Source organism: Coprococcus sp. AM97-35 (genome assembly GCF_027697525.1).
Lineage (GTDB): Bacteria > Bacillota > Clostridia > Lachnospirales > Lachnospiraceae > Allocoprococcus > Allocoprococcus comes.
In genome coordinates, this window is sequence record NZ_JAQESL010000004.1 from 199,566 (window position 1) to 217,635 (window position 18,070).

Below are 18,070 nucleotides of genomic sequence, written 5' to 3' on the forward strand. Positions count from 1 at the left end.
GATTATTCTCCTTTCGGAAGAGCCGAAGTCTGTGCCCCGGCTCCTTCCTTCTGTTTGATGGCGGCTAAATAGTCATCAATCCCCTTGTGTTTCCCGTTCCACTCCCCGCTCTCGTCCATATCCCAGACCATCCGGTTCATCGGCAGGGAAAGCTCCCGGCAGATTTCATAGACCTTATTGCAACCGTTCTGGATAATCCTCCGTTTCTCCGCCTTATGCTGGCAGATAACAGGGGAACGCTCAAAACAGACCGCACACTTACTGTCATGATGATTACAGGCTACTTTCATCTTCTTATCCATGTCATACGCCTCCAAAAGCTGTTTCATCCCATAACCTTTCATCCGTTCCAGCACTGGTTTTAAATTCCGATACTGATTCACTCCGGCAACACATACAAAGGTCGCACTGGATAGATAATGGGCGATAGTTCCTTTTAACGCCCCTTCTGTCAAATAGACTCGTTCAGCATGAAGATCACCGATGACATGTACCGGACTTCCAGAGGAAACTCCCTGGTCATAATTGACACTGGACAGCCAGATATATTTTTTCGTGTCAGTCACATGATCTACCCGGATCTGAAAACCCTGGATGAACCCGTCCAAAGAAACTATGGGAATCAGGATTCCTGAGTTTTCTGCTTTGAAGTTAATCGTCCAGTTTCCGTCTGTATCCCGGTAGAATCCCGGCACGCCTTTCACCCTATATCCTTCTTCTGCCAGCCTTTTGACCAGCTTCTTCATTCCAAACAGCGGGACACTCCGGTAACGCTGTGCTTCGATCTGTTCCGGTTTTAATCCCCGTCTTTGCAGATCCTCCTGATGCTTCCTGTTAAGCGTGAGCATGGACAGCATTCTCTGATACGTCCGATGGATTTCCTCTATGGGTGCAAGCTCTGCCGTTGCCTTTTCTTCCTGTACCGGCGTTGCTTTGATATAATCCGTCCGGTATTCTCCTTTTCCTAATGCTTCCCGGATCTGCTGATTTGCTTCGGAGAGTGTAACATTGTGCAAATCCGCATAAAGCTTCAGCATCCCCCCGGACGCATCACAGCGGTTGCACCGGAATACATTCTTTTCCACATTGATATTGAGTTTTCCATGCGTCTCTCCACAAAACGGGCAGTCATAATAGTTTCCCCGCCGCTTTCTGAGATGCAGCACCTGCACCACATCCAGTATTCCATAATCAAACCCAGACATATCATAATACATCCCGGTCTCTTCCTCCTTTCCCCCACAGAAAAAAGCTCTCTGCGGGGTTCTTCCTTAACCAGCCATCGGCATTGCTTTTTGTAAAATTACCTTTGCTGCCGCCGGAACCAGATTGTTCGGTCCGGAATATTGCTCGGCAAACCACTGGATCGTTGACGGGCTTTCAACTGCCACCTGTCCCATGGTCTTTCCGCCGTATTTTCCCTTTCCCGGAATCACAGTCCCGACTGCCATTTCATAGTTCATGTGTTTCATCAGTTCTTCTACCGGAAGGGACGTATCCAGATTCTGTAATGCTCCCTGCAGCATCTGTCCGGTCTTTGGCGGCGTAGAGGCAGCCGGAGCGGAACCGTAGCCAGGCATTTGTCCACTGCCATGGTAAATGGTGCTTCCCGCCGCCTGTGCCTGCTGATAGAACTGATTCATCATCTGCTGACCTGCATATTCCGACTGGCCTGGCATCTCTCCATAATTTGGCATAGCCGCCTTTGGCATGACACCCGAATCCGACATGGCAGCATTTGCCATGGCATCTGAATCCGGCATCTGTGGATTCTGATATGGAATTCCGGCATCTACCTGTGCAGGATCATTTTCCTCTCCCACATCCGCAAACTGCACACCATATCCAGCATCCGATAATGCCCTTCCTACGGCTGCTGTTTCCGCCATTTCCAGAAATTTGTCTCCAAACTTCGGATCATCGCTCCGGAATTTCTGTGAAAAGGAATTGGCTACATAATTGTCTTCCTGATCACATTTATCCAGATAGATACGTGCTTCCACAACTGCCATATTCTCTGTGAAAGTGATAATCCGGCTGATGATCTTTCCTGCAGGATTGACCAGACGAAACCAGAGCTTCCGGTATTTCACATCCAGATAAAGCTGCTCCTCCTGCCCTTCTTCTCCAATCTTTCTTGCCAGTTCCATCGGATGGAAGCCATCCACACGGTTTAAAGCGGCAACTGCCTCTGATTTCTTATACAATAATTCTTTCATTCTCTGCTCCTTTCATTTAGAAAAGCAGACGTTCCCCTATATAAGAGTAATAGTCCGCTTATTTCAAAAATTGAAAAATATTTTTAAACAACAAGTTTTAACTGCTCCATTTCCGGTTTCTGTTCACTCTGATACTGATCGTAATACTGTACGATCCGCTCACTCAGAATGGTGTTCCTTGTCCCGCTGTCATCCGTATGGATTGCCTGACAGACTGCAGCCCATTCCCCTACCAGATAAACCTTGCTTTTCGCTCTGGTCACTCCGGTATAGAGAATATTGCGCTTCAGCATCATATAAAAGGCTTTTACCCAAGGGATGATGACAACCGGACATTCGGAACCCTGTGCCTTATGGATGGTTGTTGCGTTGGCATGTTCGAGCATTTCCATCTGGTCAGCTTCATATTGCACCTGCCGCCCGTCCGGGAATCCGATCACTGCCCTGGCATTTCCATCCTCATCCGTGATACAGTCCAGTATCTTGCCCAGATCGCCGTTACTCGCCATCTCGGTATTTTTATTCTGTAAAATCTTATCGCCAACCCGGAACACCTGACTGCCGATATGCAGTTCCTTCTTCCCTGCGATTGGCGGATTTACAAAATCCTCCAGAGATTTGTTCAATTCATCCACTCCGGCAGCACTGCGTTTCCGATACGGAGTCAGGATCTGTACCTGATCCATGCCGTTTTTTGCAATCTCGTCCAGATAAATCCTCCGGACAATCTCTGCCGCCTCATCTGCTCCTTTGCAGGCAATGAACTGAAAATCCTCCCCAAAGCTCAGATTAGTCTTATTCTCCTGCATCAGTTTTGCATTATAAGGGATGCTGCTCAAAGCGCCCTGTCGGTAAACCAGATCCAGTACCGTGACCGGAATCAGCCCGCAGGCAATCATCTGCCGGAACACATCCCCGGCTCCTACCGATGGGAGCTGGTTCTTATCCCCGACTAAAAGGACTCTGGCATGTCTGCTTACCCGCCGGAAAAATTCATAGGCAAGATGCATGTCCACCATGGACACCTCATCTACATTTAAAAATCCGGCAGACAGGTACTCAAAATCCGGTTCAAAATCCGTATCATCTCCCAAAAGCCCCAGGGCCAGATGCATCGTGGATGCATTTTCACAGCCGGTACTCTCCACCATACGTCTTGCCGCACGTCCGGTCGGAGCCATAAGCTGTACCTCTGACCTGCATAACGCCTGATGGATATAGAGAATCACCTTGAGAACCGTTGTCTTTCCGGTTCCGGGACCTCCGGTAATAATACTGATGGGATGTGCAAACACCATCCGCACTGCCTGTTTCTGTGTTTCTGACAGCGTGATCCCCAGTGTCTTCTGTGCCTTTTCCAGCTCCAGTTCAATGGACAACGGAACCGGCTTTTCCAAAAGCCGTCTCGCTATCATGGAAGCAGTCTGCGTTTCTTCTTCATACTGCCGGATAGAATAGATCCGTTCTTCCTCCACTACAATGCTTTTTTGCAGCACCAGCCGGTAAAGCACCTGACTGACATCCTGCTCCGATACTGCCATGACCTGCAGATCCCGGTTCAGCATTTCCAGTGCTTCCCTGATAACCTCCTGACGCTGCTTAAACAGATGTCCATCTTTCATTGCCTGATTCATGATATGTCCGATGCACCCGGATATCCGCATGGGATCATTGAGTGCACAGCAGCACTGTCTTCCGATCGCATCCACAGTCAGAAACCCGAAGCCTTTGACTGCACTCAGCATGTAAGGGCGGTGCCGGATAATATCCACCGATTCATTTCCGAATTTCTTCAGAATCATATTCACTTTTTTGGGTGTCACCTTAAAAGGCGCCAGAAACGTCATCAGTTCCCGGAACACCTGGTTTTTTCCATAGGACTCCACAATAGCAGAAAGCTTCTTCTCGGAAATCCCACGGATCTTTAAAAGTTCTTTCGGACTGTTTTCCATGATTTCCAACGTCTGAAGCCCAAACTTCCGGAAAATAGTATCTGCCATCTTGGGACCGATGCCTTTGACTGCACCGGAAGAAAGGTATCCTAAGATACCCTCCTTTGTCCGTGGTACAACCTCCATGAAATTTTCCACCTGATACTGGGTTCCATGCTCCCCGCTCTCCCATCTGCCTTCCATCTCAAGCTCAATCTCGTCTGTAAGCGGAAGACCGAATCCAATCGCTGAGAAGCCGATGATATTCCGGGATGCCAGATATTTGTCTCTGGCTGACAGGGGGACAGACGTATCCTGTGTGGTGAATATGGCAATCGTATACCCATTCTCCTCATTCCGGAAAATCTTATGTTTAAATCTGCACCTCATTGTTTATATCCCTCCAGCTTTTTACCCGCATCCGTTCATTTAGTTTTCTCATTACGCCGCCTCCTTCTTAATTCGGAAAGTACGGCTCTCCGTTGTTTTTGTATATTCCTCATAGATATCCGGATGCTGGTTTTTCAGCTTCTCCATCTGGTCTTTCCCAACCGAAGTACGTCTGGTCGGATTATAGGTAATACGGTAACGGTTCGTACCGTCCTCCAGCACTGCCTTGCAGCCCTGCCCCAGCTGTTCCACAAAAGGAACACTGATTGCCCGCTGTTCTGCTTCGATTTCCTTTTTCCGTTTTTCCAACTGTGACTTTTCCTCCGAAAGGGTAAGATACTTCTCAAGATTTTTTGATTCCAGACCGGAAAGCACAATTTCCGGAATAGATTTGTCTGCAAAACCACCATAATTACGGATATTTGCCAGAACCAGATCGGAATTCCCGTTATGCGGCGGTACTACATTTTTCAATACATGTTCCTGCCAGAAATACGTTTCCTGATCAATGATGTCTTCTTCCTCAATCAGATCACGCTCAATGGTGCGATACACAAACTCATTCTCGTTATTTCCATACAGGCATGCGATAAAGGCTTTCTGCATATTCATCACAGACAGATAATGCCTTACCTGCAGCACATAATGAGCTGGAATACCCTCATCAGCCCACTTATCTTTCGCATTATAATTGCAGGTTTTACATTCCAGAATCGCAAATGTCCCATCCGGCATACGAACAAAAAAATCCACATCTGCAAGCATGAACGGATATAATGGATGCCGGAACATGACACGTACCGGAAATACTTCCAGTCCGGTCTTTTTGGAAAAGATTTCTGCCACCAGATCTTCCAGCCGGTGTCCGACTTCCTTGGCAACCCAGTTGCTTTCCTCTTCCTCCTGAATGACCGGCTGCACACCTGTTTTGTTGTAAAACAGATCCCGGATAGTGGCAAATGGAGAGATCCCCATGATTGCCGCTACATCACTGCCGCCGATTCCTTTTTTGCGGTATTCCAACCAGTCTTCTCTTGACAGGTTACTGATATCCACAACCTTTTCCGGTGTATACTCTGCTTTGTTATTCATTCCAATTCCTCCTAACATTTGACTGCTCCATAAACGTCATATTTTTTCCAGTCTTTTATAAGCGCCTTCGTAATATCCTCCTCCAGCTTCAGGATGCCCTGTCCGGACATTCCTTCACAGGCTGCAAAAAAGGAGGCTTCATTCATGGCATAATAAAGATCATGTGCCGTACAGGCACCTTCCCCGTTCTGGGATACAAATAGCTCCACCACCTCATTCCGGATCTTCTGTTTAATGCCAAGTTCCTTCATCAGCAGCTTCAGGCAGTTCACCGGATTACGGATCTCAATGTCCATAAGCTGAGTAAGATTCTTCATCGCATCCACATAGCGGGCGCATACCTGCTCCAGATTTTTCCGGAAGTCCAGAATCGTTGCCCCTTTATCGTGAGCCAGCTTGATTGGACTTCCCAGACTGATAACGCCGTTTGGTCCGTCTGTCAAAAGCATCGGATACAGATTTGCACCGCTCGCTGCCACGTCAGATGTGGTAAAACGAAGTGCCGGTGACAGGATCTTCTCATCCATTCCGTGTGCATCCAGTGCTTTTCGGTAAGTATCCAGAAGTTCCTGACTTCCTCCGAGCTTCCACATGGCAGATACAATGGAATGGTCATAGATACCAGAGCCCTCCATGTAAACACTGCCTTTGAAATTCAGATTCAGATATTCGCAGGTTGTCTCAAACATGGCTTTCATATCAAGGATGCAATAATCATGTTTATCCCCGCCATGTACTGCGGAAACCTTTCCGTCCGCAATCTTAATCAGGGCATCCCCTTTTGCAACCCGCAGGCAGTAATTGACTACCTTCGCATATGTTGCCTTATCCAGCTTGCGAAGCCCGTCTCCATTGACACCTGCGCGGCTTAAAATGGTGCGGATGGCACAGTCACGTACCGGATAGGATTCTCCTCTCATTTTCAGTATAAGCTGCGTATTCTTCTCTGTATCCTCCAAAATTTCTTCCATGGATGCATCTGCCGCATCCAGATTTTGAGCCTCCTTTTCCAGTGGTGCCAGCCGTAACGTATTCGTTGGCTTTCTGATCCATTTGGCATTTCTTCCTCTCTCTGCCAGAAACTCCAGCAGATCTTTTACTTCTGCAAAGGATCTCTCAAATCCATCTGCATACACTCTTGCTTCATTCATGTTCTTATTCCACCTTTCTTAAAATAATATTTATCCATCAACAGCCGAAGCTGGTTGTGGCATGCAACTATGCCGAAACCTAAATGTAAGCACAAAAAAAGAATGAAAAGAGAGTCTTTTCTCTGTTCATTCTTAAAAGTCTGGTTTCTTCCTGAAAAAACAAAAGTGCCACGCAGCCAAAAAAGGCATACCGTGACACTCACTACAAACATAAACTACTTATGCCAGGAATCAGCTCCTGCTGTTTCCCGTAAGTTTGGAGATTCTTATGAATCCCGAAACTCCCCAAAAAGGGTGTGCATAAAATAAACTATATCAGTATACTAGCACAAGATATTCCTCATGTCAATTCAGGCTTATACTATATATGGTGTTTATATTTGTTCAAAATACTACATCTATTTTTCTACTACGAATTCAATCTTCTCTTTCAGATACTCCCGGCAGCCAAACCGAACCGTTCCACACTGCTTTGACTCCTCTTTCGCCTTTTCATTACAGCAGTCCAAGTAGGGACAATCGTTACATTGATTCCGCAGTGCTTCCTTCGCCCATTCAATTTCCTGCTCATTTCCTATAATCCGCACAGACATCCACTTCCTTTGCTATCATCATACCCCAAAATCCATTTTCTATCATCCATAATTTCTTTTTTTGTATCATTTTAGTAAATTACGGTTATATTACGGAATAATCACTATATTTCAAATATATCTCTATTTTATTCCGTAATTTGCTGTAAGTAAATAGTTTAAAATGTGGAAGAGAGGTGTAAATGTATGGATAAAAACTTTATTGGAGAACGCATCAGCGAACTGCGTTTAAAGAAAAATGTATCTGAATATCAGATGAGTCTGGATCTTGGCAAAAATAAAAGCTACATCCAGTCCCTCACTTCCGGACGTTCTCTGCCTACCATGCAGAGCTTTCTGGATATCTGTGACTATCTGGAAGTCACTCCTCAACAGTTCTTCGATTCAGAGCTGCACAATCTTCCTCTGATTGACAAAGCAACTGATCTGATGAAACAACTCGATGACGAGGATATGCTTGCGCTCATTTCCATGCTGAATCGTCTGGCTCTAAAACGCAAATAGATTTCCGTGGCTGCCAAATCAAGGCAGCTTTTATTTTTATCATTTTTTCTTAAAATTTTTCAATCTTAAAGAAAAGCCCCCTATTCCTTAATTGAATGGGTAATATATCCATTCGCCGTACCTTGAAAACAAAAGAAATCTTTCGGGAGATTGATATAGGTGACTGCAGATAGTTTGCATCTTCGCACGCCTGCAGCTTAATAGTTACAAAGTAACACCGTTTTACGTGGCCGGAACGGGCATAGGAACTGGCTTCTGAAAGAATAACATAGACTTTTGGGATTTTAGCTTATAGCGCTTTTATTAGAGAACTTTTACTCAAAATTTGATATAATAATAGACAGGTATCAAGTTGATTCCCTGTCTGTGGAAAGGAGATTCATGATAACTGTAACAAAAAGGGATTTGATTGAATTAGGCTACGGTCCTTCCTTTGCTGCTGATATTATCAAAAAAGCAAAGGAACTTATGGTAGAAAAGGGGCATACCTATTATCAATCCAGAAAATTAGACAGGGTTCCAAAAGAAGCCGTTGAAGAATTATTAGGGATTACTTTGCCCGATAAGCAAGAATGATCGTGCTTTTTGCATTTTAGTAAGGAGTGAAATCATGGCAAAAGATCCAATTAAAAAAGCAGAAAACGGCACTTATTATTTTCGAGCCAACCTCGGATATCATCCTGTAACCGGAAAACAGATTCAAAAATACCGCAGCGGATTCTCAACAAAAAAAGAAGCCCGTGCCGAGTATTCCAAATTGATTCTTGCATCAACGGAAGAATTAGCTGATAAGAAGGAAGACATTACCTTCAAAAAGTTTATTGAAGAAATCTATCTTCCGTGGTACAAAACTCAGGTGAAAGAAAGTACCTACAAGAATCGTTACTCGACCATTCAAAAACACTTTGCCTATTTCTACAAGAAGAAAGTGTCCGAAATAGAAGCGATAAATGTACAGACCTGGCAGCTCAAGTTGGCAAAACAATTCAGTCCAAACTATGTACGCATTGTTCAGGGAATGTTATGTTTAGCTTTTGACCGGGCGATTATCCTCGGACTTGCAAAGAAGAATCCTGCCCGCATGATCGGCAATATCAAATCTAAAAAAGTAAAGATCGACTTCTGGACTTTGGAGGAGTTTCAGAAGGTAATATCCCTGCTGTACAAAGGTGACTACTACGAGCACTATCTCTTCATCTCGTTCTGGCTTTTATTTATGACTGGAATGCGTATTGGAGAGGCTGCCGCCTTACAGTGGGATGATATTGATTTTGAAACAGGTATGCTGATTATTAGTAAAACACTGTACTATAAAACAATGAATGACTACAAATTCGTTGAACCTAAGACGCAGGCAAGCAACCGTACCATTTATATTGATGCTGATACCATCAAGGAATTACAAGAATGGAAGGCGGTCCAGGCAAAGGTTTTACCAAATTGTGGATTCGTACTGAGTTATAACAGTACACCCACCAGCAAAACAACGCTTCCAAGAGCATTAGAGAAATTGGCAAATTTAGCTGGTGTCCACAGAATCAAAATTCATGCCCTGAGACATTCGCATGCTTCCCTGCTTATCAGCATGGGCGAAAATCCACTGCTGATTAAAGAGCGTCTTGGACATGAAAAAATACAGACGACACTAGGAACTTATGGTCATCTGTATCCAAACACCAATATTGAGATTGCAAAGAAGCTGACCGGGGTTCTCAGCTACCAGTCAGCTTCTCAAAGTATTGCTAATTATACCAGTAATCAGCATACTGCAATGTATCACAAAGAAATATAAAAATGCAATGATAATGCAATTTCAAACACCCAAAGCCGCAAAGCCCCGTGGTTACAGGCTTTGTAGCCCAGCGTCAACTATTCGAACTCTATCGTTCCCGGCGGTTTACTCGTCAGATCATAGAATACTCTGTTAACCCCACGAACTTCATTGATAATTCTGCTCATTACTTTATCAAGTACTTCATACGGAATCTTCGCTGCCTCAGCAGTCATAAAATCTACCGTATTCACTGCACGAAGTGCAACTGCATAATCGTAAGTTCTCTCGTCACCCATAACACCAACGCTTCTCATGTTGGTCAGGGCTGCAAAATATTGTCCGATGCTGCGGTCAAGTCCCGCGTTTGCAATCTCTTCTCTATAAATTGCATCTGCATCCTGTACGATCCGTACTTTTTCAGCCGTTACTTCTCCGATGATACGGATTCCAAGTCCCGGTCCCGGGAATGGCTGACGGAATACAAGCTTCTCCGGAAGTCCAAGTTCAAGACCTGCCTTGCGGACTTCATCTTTGAAGAGATCACGAAGTGGTTCAATGATTTCTTTGAAATCAACATACTCCGGAAGTCCTCCTACGTTGTGATGAGACTTGATCACTGCTGATTCTCCGCCAAGTCCGCTTTCTACAACGTCCGGGTAAATCGTTCCCTGTGCAAGGAATTCTACTGCACCGATCTTCTTTGCTTCTTCTTCAAAAATACGGATAAATTCTTCTCCGATAATTTTACGCTTTGCCTCCGGTTCTGTAACTCCGGCAAGCTTGCTGTAGTATCTTTCCTGTGCATTGACACGGATAAAGTTCAGGTCAAACTGACCATTCGGTCCAAATACTGCCTCAACTTCATCGCCTTCATTCTTACGAAGAAGACCGTGATCTACAAATACGCAGGTAAGCTGTTTGCCGATTGCTCTGGAAAGCAGTCCTGCTGCCACAGAGGAATCAACTCCGCCTGAAAGCGCAAGAAGTACTCTTCCGTCCCCAACTTTTTCACGGATTTCCTGGATGGTATTTTCAACAAATGCATCCATCTTCCATTCGCCGACACATCCACAGACATTCTTTACAAAGTTGTTGATCATCTTGGTTCCTTCCGGTGTATGAAGCACTTCAGGATGGAACTGGATTGCATAAAGCTTTTCTGCTGCATTTTCTGCTGCTGCTACCGGACAGTCTGCTGTGTGTGCAGTAATCTCAAATCCCGGTGCCACCTGCGAAATATAATCAAAATGGCTCATCCAGCAGGTTGTTGTTGCAGATACATTTTCAAATACTTTGGAATCTTTCTTGTCGATGATGACTTCTGTCTTACCATATTCTCTGACGTCAGCTTTTTCAACTTTTCCGCCAAGTACGTGAGACATAAGCTGTGCACCATAACAAAGACCAAGTACCGGAATGCCAAGCTTAAAGAGTTCTTCAGAATAAGTCGGTGAATCCGGTTCGTAACAGCTATTCGGTCCTCCTGTCAGGATAATTCCCTTCGGGTTCATTGCTTTAATCTTTTCGATATCAATCTTATAAGAATAAATTTCGCAATATACATTACATTCCCTGACACGTCTTGCGACAAGCTGGTTATACTGTCCACCAAAGTCAAGTACAATCACTAATTCGTTCTTCAAGGTTTTCCTCCTGTAAAATACGATCCTTTCAGACCGCTTTTTCTATTTATTGCTTTTATATTTTATTATAGTAGAGCTCTGGATGTTTTACAAGCATTTTCTATCGCCCGAACCAAAGTTTGAACTCTGGTCTGCAATTAAAACTCATATTCAAGCATCATCTTTCTAACACAAATGACAACTTTCTTCTGTATTTACACAATTGCCCCATGTTTCCACTTTCCATTAAAGTACCGGATAATAAAACAGATTGCACGTACTACCCAGTCGATCACCATTGCAACCCACACGCCAAATACTCCCAGTCCCATATATTTTCCTACCAGATAACTGAATCCGATCCGGAAAATCCACATCGACACAATCGATGTATACATACAGGCTTTTGCATCTCCTGCCGCACGATACGCTGCTGGAAGAGCAAATGAAAGTGGCCAGATAATCATTGCACTGATTCCATGGAAATGAATAATATTTGTTGCTGCCGCTGCTGTCTGATCTGACAAATTGTATGCTTTCAAAATCAATGGAAGTGCAAGGAAAATAAGTGCTACCGTTCCCACCATTGCCACATAAATGATCGCAAGCAGTTTTTTCAGATAGTAACGTACCTGTTCATAGTCATTTGCGCCGACGCACTGGGAAATAACTGTCGTAATTGCCAGCGAGATTGCCATTCCAGGAAGAATCTGGAACAGCGCAATCGCATTGGAAACTGCATTTGCCGCAATTGCATAAGTACCGAAGGTTGAAACCAGACTCAGCACTAAAATTTTGCCCAGCTGAAACATACTGTTTTCCAGACCATTGGGAACCCCAATTGCAAGTATTTTCCGTATCATTCTTCCATCAAACCGGATTTTCAGTGTCCGCTCAATATGCAAGATACGTGTCTGATTGCAGAGCAACACTGTTATCACTATCGCGGCAACCATTCTTGAAATCAGTGTCGGTATTGCAACACCCGCCGTTCCGATCCGTAATCCGAACACAAGAATTGCATTTCCGGTTACATTGATTGCATTCATCAAAAGCGATACCCGCATGGATACCTGCGAATTCCCCATCGCACGGAAAATTGCTGCCCCACCATTATATAACGCGATAAATGGAATCGAAGCTGTTACAATTAGCAGATAAATATCTGCATGTCCTTTTACTTCCGCTGTAATGTGACCAAATACCTGATTCAGAATTATATCTTTTCCGAAGTAAACCAATATCATGATCGCAACCGCACTAAGACTCACAAACCATACCAGCTGTGTAGCCGCTTTACATGCTGATTTTTCATCTTTCCTGCCAATATACTGTCCGGCAACAACTGCTCCACCAGTCGCCAGTGCTGCAAAAATATTGATGATCAGAATCATAATATTGTCAACCAGCGACACGCCCGACACAGCTGCTTCTCCAACATTTGCAACCATAATAGAATCTGCCATCCCAACAAAAACTGCCAATAACTGCTCGATTACCAAAGGTCCGATCAGATTTGCCAGTTCCCGATTGGAAAACAGATAATGACTTCGATCCTGTTTTTGTTTCGTTTTCCCCATTCTTCTCTTTTCCTGTCCCTTCTCTTTTGTATATCCCCGTTTTCTCTATTATATACTGTAAAAATGTAATACACCATCTTTTTGCAAAGAAAAGGATTTTTTATGCGTGCTGATGCAGGTACTTTTCTCTGGTAGCAAGTCCGCCCCGGATGTGCCGTTCCGATTTGTTCAGATCCAGAACTTTTCGCGCCTCACCTGCAAGAGATGGGTTGATCTGGAGAAGACGTTCTGTTACATCTTTATGTATCGTACTCTTACTTACCCCAAACGCCACCGCCGTCTGCCTCACCGTCGCCTTATTTTCAATAATATAATAAGCAATCTCAACCGCTCTCTCCTCAATATAATCTTTCATAAAAACCCCTGCATAGTTTGTTTTTTTACAATCTATGCAAAGGCGAAGGGATGTATGTCTGATTGAACTTCCTTCAAAAATATCTCATTCAATTTCTCCCAACTTACCTTTTTTTCTTCCCCTAATTTTCCCGCTTTCTCTCTCAATCCTGCTATTTCACTCTCCAGAATCCACTGACCTGCCAGTAATATTTTACCATGCTCTTTTTCTTCTATTTCATGAAGTTTTTGTATTATTATTTTTTCCATCAGCTTCCCCTGCTTTTCCTTTCTAGCCTATAGCTGCACGCGGCGTGCAGTCAAAGGCTTTTATTTTGGAATTCTGGTTATCTTCTCCATCCTTCCTTGAAAGGGCATGTTTTTTTCGCGAATTCTCCAGATTGACTTTCCCCTCCTCATAAGTTATCCTTATCATAGTACGCCATGCTGACATATTTACAGCACTGGTGAATTTTATTATTTTTACAGGTAAGGATTTGAGAAAATGAGTAAAACAAAAACAATCGACCTGACTTCCGGGCCGATTCTAAAGACGCTGGCAGAGCTGGCACTTCCGATCATGGCTTCCTCGCTGCTGGGGACAGCCTACAATATTACGGACATGGCATGGATCGGCATGCTGGGTTCCAAAGCCGTTGCCGGGGTGGGCGTTGGGGGAATGTACGTCTGGCTCTCACAAGGGCTCGTGGCACTTCCGCGAATGGGCGGACAGGTCAATGTCGCACAGGCCTGTGGACGCGGAGACTATGAACAGGCAAGGGGATATGCCGCTTCCGCTCTGCGACTTACATTTTTACTGGGAATTTTATTTGCTGCAGTATGTATCGTGTTTATTCATCCGCTGCTCGGCTTTTTTAACCTCGGAGATGCAAAAACTTATACCGCTGCGAAATTATATACACTGATCACCTGCGGACTGATTCTGTTTTCATTTTTAAATCTGACTCTGACCGGACTTTCTACTGCGCAGGGAGATTCCAAGACACCGCTTATGGCAAATCTTCTTGGACTGGTTGGTAATATGATCCTGGATCCGATTCTGATCCTCGGATTTGGACCATTTCCAAGGCTTGAGGTTGTTGGTGCTGCAGTTGCTACCGTGACCTCGCAGATACTGGTTCTGATCGTCATGCTGATTCGGATTATGCACTCTGATCTGGAACCAAATATTCTGCAAAACATGCATGTACTGTCGCGTTTCCCTGCAAAATACTACATCAGTATTTTTAAAATTGGATTTCCGACAGCAGTACAGAGCAGTATTTACTGCATGATTTCCATGATTCTCACACGAATGGTTTCTGCATTCGGGGCAGGTGCCATTGCCACACAGCGAGTCGGCGGACAGATTGAATCTGTTTCATGGAACACTGCTGACGGCTTTGCTGCTGCGTTAAATGCTTTCGTTGGTCAGAACTACGGTGCAAAGAAACCAGACCGTATTCGGAAAGGATATAATATTTCATTTAAAATCCTCGCTGTCTGGGGACTCATTGTAACCGGTGCTTTCGTATTCCTGCCAGGACCGATTGCTTCCCTTTTCTTCCACGAAAAAGATGTTCTGACGATTGCGATCAACTATCTGATCATCATCGGATTCAGCGAAACCTTTATGACCATTGAGCTTATGACCATCGGCGCACTTTCCGGTCTTGGTATGACAAAGCTTTGCAGTATCATCAGCATTGTCCTCACCAGTGCCAGAATCCCACTTGCCATGATCCTCACTCAAACCAGCCTCGGTCTGAATGGTGTATGGTGGGCACTTACAATTACCTCTATCACCAAAGGAATTGTTTTCTACTTCACCTTCCACCACACCAGCAGACACCTACCTGACGCTAATGACAATTAATTTAACTACCCACCTTTTTTATTTTTTCCTGTTTTGTTTATTTCTTCTTCATATTTTTTTGATTTTTTTTAGAGTTTGAACATATTTCTGTCACAAATTATCTGTATACTAATAATCAGATAGTTGATAAAGCAACTATCTCCCCCTCATAAAGTAGAAGCAGTCAGAATTCTGATTGCTGCACTTTACTCTCATTCCTTTTAGATAACAATAAAAACACCAAGAACCTCTCCATTATGGAGAGGTTCTTGCGTTGTGGATTTTTTTAATATTCTATAAACCTATCATTTTTATATTTTTAATCAGATTTTATAATTTCTTAACACTTTTGACACATTTTCATCGTATAGTAATAAATGGATAGTTGGGAAACAACTATCTCCCCCCTCATAAAGTGAGCGCAATCGGGCATGCCCGATTGCCGCACTTTGATTTTTACAGAATATTATTCTGGGACGAAGGTTATCCTCCGTCCCATATTTTATTTGTAAATGCAGTACCGTGTGCCCGGATATCTACCTGCACAGAACGTTAGTCACGGCCATTCATCATCAAATGAACTCAAACCTTTTACGACCTTGCACGAATGTCTCTCTGGTACATCATACTTTTTATCCTCAATTACCGGAAAGGATTTATTATGAAACGCCCTACTTTACATAAACTGATTTTTTCAATTCTTTTATTTGCCATAAGTTTCCTTGCTCTTTTCATCAGCCACAAAAGCTCTGCATTCGCGGATTGGTATTCTTCCACCATTTACCCGCTTTTCGTTTCGTCCATCGGACGCTTTTTCGGAATCTTCCCATTTTCTGTTTCTGAAATTGGATTGTATATTTTTGTCATTCTTCTGTTTCTTTCCTTGATCCGGATGCTGGTCAGCTCCATTTACAAAATGTATGCCAAAAAAAAGACCCCGGCCTGGCTCGGCTACGGTTCCTCACTCCTGCTTCTCTGCGGATGTCTGTTTACCATTTATACTTTTTTCTGCGGAATCAACTACGGACATACTTCATTTGCAGAAAAATATCACCTGGAATCCGGTCAGTATACTCTGGCTGAACTGACCTCTTTATGCAACGAACTGACTGATCAGTTAAATGCACTTTCTGATTCTTTAGACCGGGATTCTGACGGTCTTGCTGATATGGGTAAGGATCTGCAGGATCGTGCACGGGCTGCTATGTTCTCCCTCGGTACTACCTACCCTGAATTTTCCGGATACTATCCACAGCCAAAAGGTCTTTTATTTCCGGCTTTTCTCTCGGTACAGAATCTTTCCGGGATCTATTCACCATTTACCATTGAGGCAAACTATAACTCCGCAATGGTTTCCTACAATCTTCCATTTACCATCTGTCACGAACTTTCGCATCTGCGTGGATTTATGCAGGAGGAAGAAGCAAATTTTATCGGTTTTCTCGCCTGTGTAAATGCCGACGATACCGCCTTCAACTACAGCGGCTATCTTCTTGGCTGGATCTACGCAACCAATGAACTTTACGAAGTCGACTACGACACCTTTGAGGAAATCTACAACAGGCTTTCTGACAATGTAAAGGCAGATCTTTCGGCTAACAGCAGCTTCTGGAAGCGATATGACAGCAAGGTCGCCGAAGTATCTGGTCAGATCAATGACCACTATCTGAAAGCAAATGGCCAAAGTGACGGGATAAAAAGTTATGACCGGATGGTTGATCTGATGATCACCTGGTTCCGGTCAAAATAATTCTTTCTTATAAAGTTTACTCTTTCTCTCCAGCCTGAAACAGCATCTCTTTCAATACGTTTGCCGCCATGCTGTGAGGGCTGCTCTTATCTTCCACAAAACAGATTTCTCTTACCGGTGGTTCTTCCAATAGTGGAACCTGAATGACAATGCCTTGCTCGATCACTTCCTGTGCAAGCGGTTCCGGAATAAACCCGATTCCCAGATTCTGTCTTACCATCGGCAGAATCTGATCGATGGTTGCTGCTTCGGTATCTGCCGTCACTGCAATTCCATGCTCCAGAAAAAATCTGGTATAAAAATCATAAGTTGACGTGTTTTTCCCAAGGCAGATAAATGGATACTCCACCAGCTTTTTCAAACTTACCGGTTCTTTAAACATATCTTTGTACGCCGCATTCGCAACCAGAATTTCTTTAAATGAAAGAAGCGGAATTGCCTTTAAAGGCTTTTTCACCTCTGCCGGTGTAGATGCTACCGCAAAATCTGAAAGTCCGTTTCGAACCGTCTGTATCGCCTGTGGTGCTGTATAACTCGAAATGCGAAGTCTGATTTTAGGATACTTTCTTCTAAACTCTCCCAGCACCGGAAGCAGAAGCAAATGCAATGCAATCTCACTTACCCCGATCGTTACGGTTCCCTGTTCCAGCTTCTTTTCATTTTCAAGCTCTAGCTCTGCTGCATGCAGATGATCGTATGCAATTGCAACATGTGAATAAAGCCGTTCTCCCTCCGGTGTAAGCTCTGCTCCCCGGTTAGACCGGATAAATAATCTGCATCCAAGCTGACTTTCCAGATTGTGGATTGCCCTCGTTACATTCGGCTGATTACTCATCAGGATTGTCGCCGCCTGTGAGAAACTTTTATACTTTGCCGCATAATAAAAAATACGGTAATAATCATAGGTAACTTCCATCTTCCTGCTCCTTGTTCCGTATATCTCCGGCATATCCAGTGCCGCCTTTAACTGAACGGAATCGTAACCGGTGTACAGTCAAATTTTTCAAAATAACTGTCGGCCAGATGTTCCTCTTCGCCTTCGATCAGAAGATGCATCTTCTCTCCCATTCTTATCGTCATCAGTCCCACGATCGATTTGGCATCGATCTCGAAACGTCCTGTCACATCCTTTACCGTAATATCTGCATTCATCTTCTGGCAGACATTACAAAAAGTCATCAATTGTCCTGTAGTCATAAAACGTATATTCTTCTGTACCATAATAGGTCAACCCTCCGCAAGTCTTTTTTTCCTGATGTCTAGTTTACACAATATC

The 18,070-nt window shown here is 44.0% G+C and carries 17 protein-coding genes; 5 read left to right on the plus strand and 12 right to left on the minus strand.

Translation table 11 applies throughout. The annotated features are described in order from the left end of the window. Window positions 1–2 precede the first annotated feature (2 nt). From PG840_RS05965 to PG840_RS05990, 6 genes are all read right to left on the minus strand, one after another. Entirely contained in the window at window positions 3–1,217 is a 1,215-nt protein-coding gene (locus tag PG840_RS05965) for a CHC2 zinc finger domain-containing protein (RefSeq protein ID WP_117887980.1), read from the minus strand. Between the two features lie 54 nt (window positions 1,218–1,271). Further along, window positions 1,272–2,219 (minus strand): hypothetical protein, encoded by a 948-nt coding sequence (locus PG840_RS05970; RefSeq protein WP_117887979.1) that lies wholly within the window; start codon window positions 2,217–2,219, stop codon window positions 1,272–1,274. An 83-nt stretch (window positions 2,220–2,302) separates the two neighbouring features. After that, window positions 2,303–4,540: an SF1B family DNA helicase RecD2 gene (recD2, locus tag PG840_RS05975; RefSeq protein ID WP_118427047.1), complete on the minus strand. Its 2,238-nt coding sequence runs from the start codon at window positions 4,538–4,540 to the stop codon at window positions 2,303–2,305. 51 nt (window positions 4,541–4,591) lie between these two features. Then, window positions 4,592–5,650 (minus strand): YqaJ viral recombinase family nuclease, encoded by a 1,059-nt coding sequence (locus PG840_RS05980; RefSeq protein ID WP_005333354.1) that lies wholly within the window; start codon window positions 5,648–5,650, stop codon window positions 4,592–4,594. Next, window positions 5,644–6,783, minus strand: a complete 1,140-nt coding sequence (locus PG840_RS05985) for a transposase (protein WP_117887977.1) — start codon at window positions 6,781–6,783, stop codon at window positions 5,644–5,646. Before PG840_RS05985 ends, PG840_RS05980 begins: the two co-directional genes overlap by 7 nt. 398 nt (window positions 6,784–7,181) lie before the next feature. Beyond that, window positions 7,182–7,370 (minus strand): 2-ketoisovalerate ferredoxin oxidoreductase, encoded by a 189-nt coding sequence (locus PG840_RS05990; protein WP_425458801.1) that lies wholly within the window; start codon window positions 7,368–7,370, stop codon window positions 7,182–7,184. A 192-nt stretch (window positions 7,371–7,562) separates the two neighbouring features. Between PG840_RS05990 and PG840_RS05995 the strand changes: the two genes are divergently transcribed. From PG840_RS05995 to PG840_RS06005, 3 genes are all read left to right on the plus strand, one after another. After that, complete coding sequence (locus tag PG840_RS05995; protein ID WP_005333350.1) at window positions 7,563–7,880, plus strand: helix-turn-helix domain-containing protein; 318 nt, start codon at window positions 7,563–7,565, stop codon at window positions 7,878–7,880. A gap of 381 nt (window positions 7,881–8,261) precedes the next feature. Next, window positions 8,262–8,456, plus strand: coding sequence for a DUF3173 domain-containing protein (locus PG840_RS06000; RefSeq protein WP_005333349.1), 195 nt, complete (start codon window positions 8,262–8,264; stop codon window positions 8,454–8,456). Window positions 8,457–8,490: 34 nt separating this feature from the next. Beyond that, a complete protein-coding gene (locus tag PG840_RS06005) occupies window positions 8,491–9,672 on the plus strand; it encodes a site-specific integrase (protein ID WP_005333347.1) in 1,182 nt (393 codons plus the stop codon). A 77-nt stretch (window positions 9,673–9,749) separates the two neighbouring features. Here PG840_RS06005 and guaA read toward each other — a convergent pair whose 3' ends face one another. From guaA to PG840_RS06025, 4 genes are all read right to left on the minus strand, one after another. After that, the gene (gene guaA, locus PG840_RS06010) at window positions 9,750–11,297 is read right to left on the minus strand and encodes a glutamine-hydrolyzing GMP synthase (RefSeq protein WP_117558786.1); all 1,548 of its coding nucleotides are present in this window, start codon (window positions 11,295–11,297) and stop codon (window positions 9,750–9,752) included. Between the two features lie 194 nt (window positions 11,298–11,491). Continuing rightward, the gene (locus PG840_RS06015) at window positions 11,492–12,856 is read right to left on the minus strand and encodes an MATE family efflux transporter (RefSeq protein WP_270475433.1); all 1,365 of its coding nucleotides are present in this window, start codon (window positions 12,854–12,856) and stop codon (window positions 11,492–11,494) included. Window positions 12,857–12,956: 100 nt separating this feature from the next. Then, window positions 12,957–13,211, minus strand: a complete 255-nt coding sequence (spoIIID, locus tag PG840_RS06020) for a sporulation transcriptional regulator SpoIIID (RefSeq protein ID WP_055155744.1) — start codon at window positions 13,209–13,211, stop codon at window positions 12,957–12,959. Window positions 13,212–13,243: 32 nt separating this feature from the next. Beyond that, window positions 13,244–13,459, minus strand: coding sequence for a hypothetical protein (locus PG840_RS06025; RefSeq protein WP_117835390.1), 216 nt, complete (start codon window positions 13,457–13,459; stop codon window positions 13,244–13,246). Window positions 13,460–13,694: 235 nt separating this feature from the next. On the opposite strand from PG840_RS06025, the gene PG840_RS06030 reads away from it, so the two are divergent. Then, a complete protein-coding gene (locus tag PG840_RS06030; protein ID WP_270613420.1) occupies window positions 13,695–15,065 on the plus strand; it encodes an MATE family efflux transporter in 1,371 nt (456 codons plus the stop codon). Between the two features lie 640 nt (window positions 15,066–15,705). Further along, entirely contained in the window at window positions 15,706–16,794 is a 1,089-nt protein-coding gene (locus PG840_RS06035; protein WP_270613421.1) for a DUF3810 domain-containing protein, read from the plus strand. Window positions 16,795–16,810: 16 nt separating this feature from the next. Here the strand turns inward: PG840_RS06035 and PG840_RS06040 are convergent, their stop codons facing one another. Next, window positions 16,811–17,710 carry a LysR family transcriptional regulator gene (locus tag PG840_RS06040; RefSeq protein WP_270613428.1) on the minus strand — a complete coding sequence of 300 codons (900 nt, stop codon included), beginning with the start codon at window positions 17,708–17,710 and terminating at the stop codon, window positions 16,811–16,813. Window positions 17,711–17,757: 47 nt separating this feature from the next. Further along, the gene (locus PG840_RS06045) at window positions 17,758–18,015 is read right to left on the minus strand and encodes an HPr family phosphocarrier protein (protein WP_022220417.1); all 258 of its coding nucleotides are present in this window, start codon (window positions 18,013–18,015) and stop codon (window positions 17,758–17,760) included. Between the last annotated feature and the right edge of the window lie 55 nt (window positions 18,016–18,070).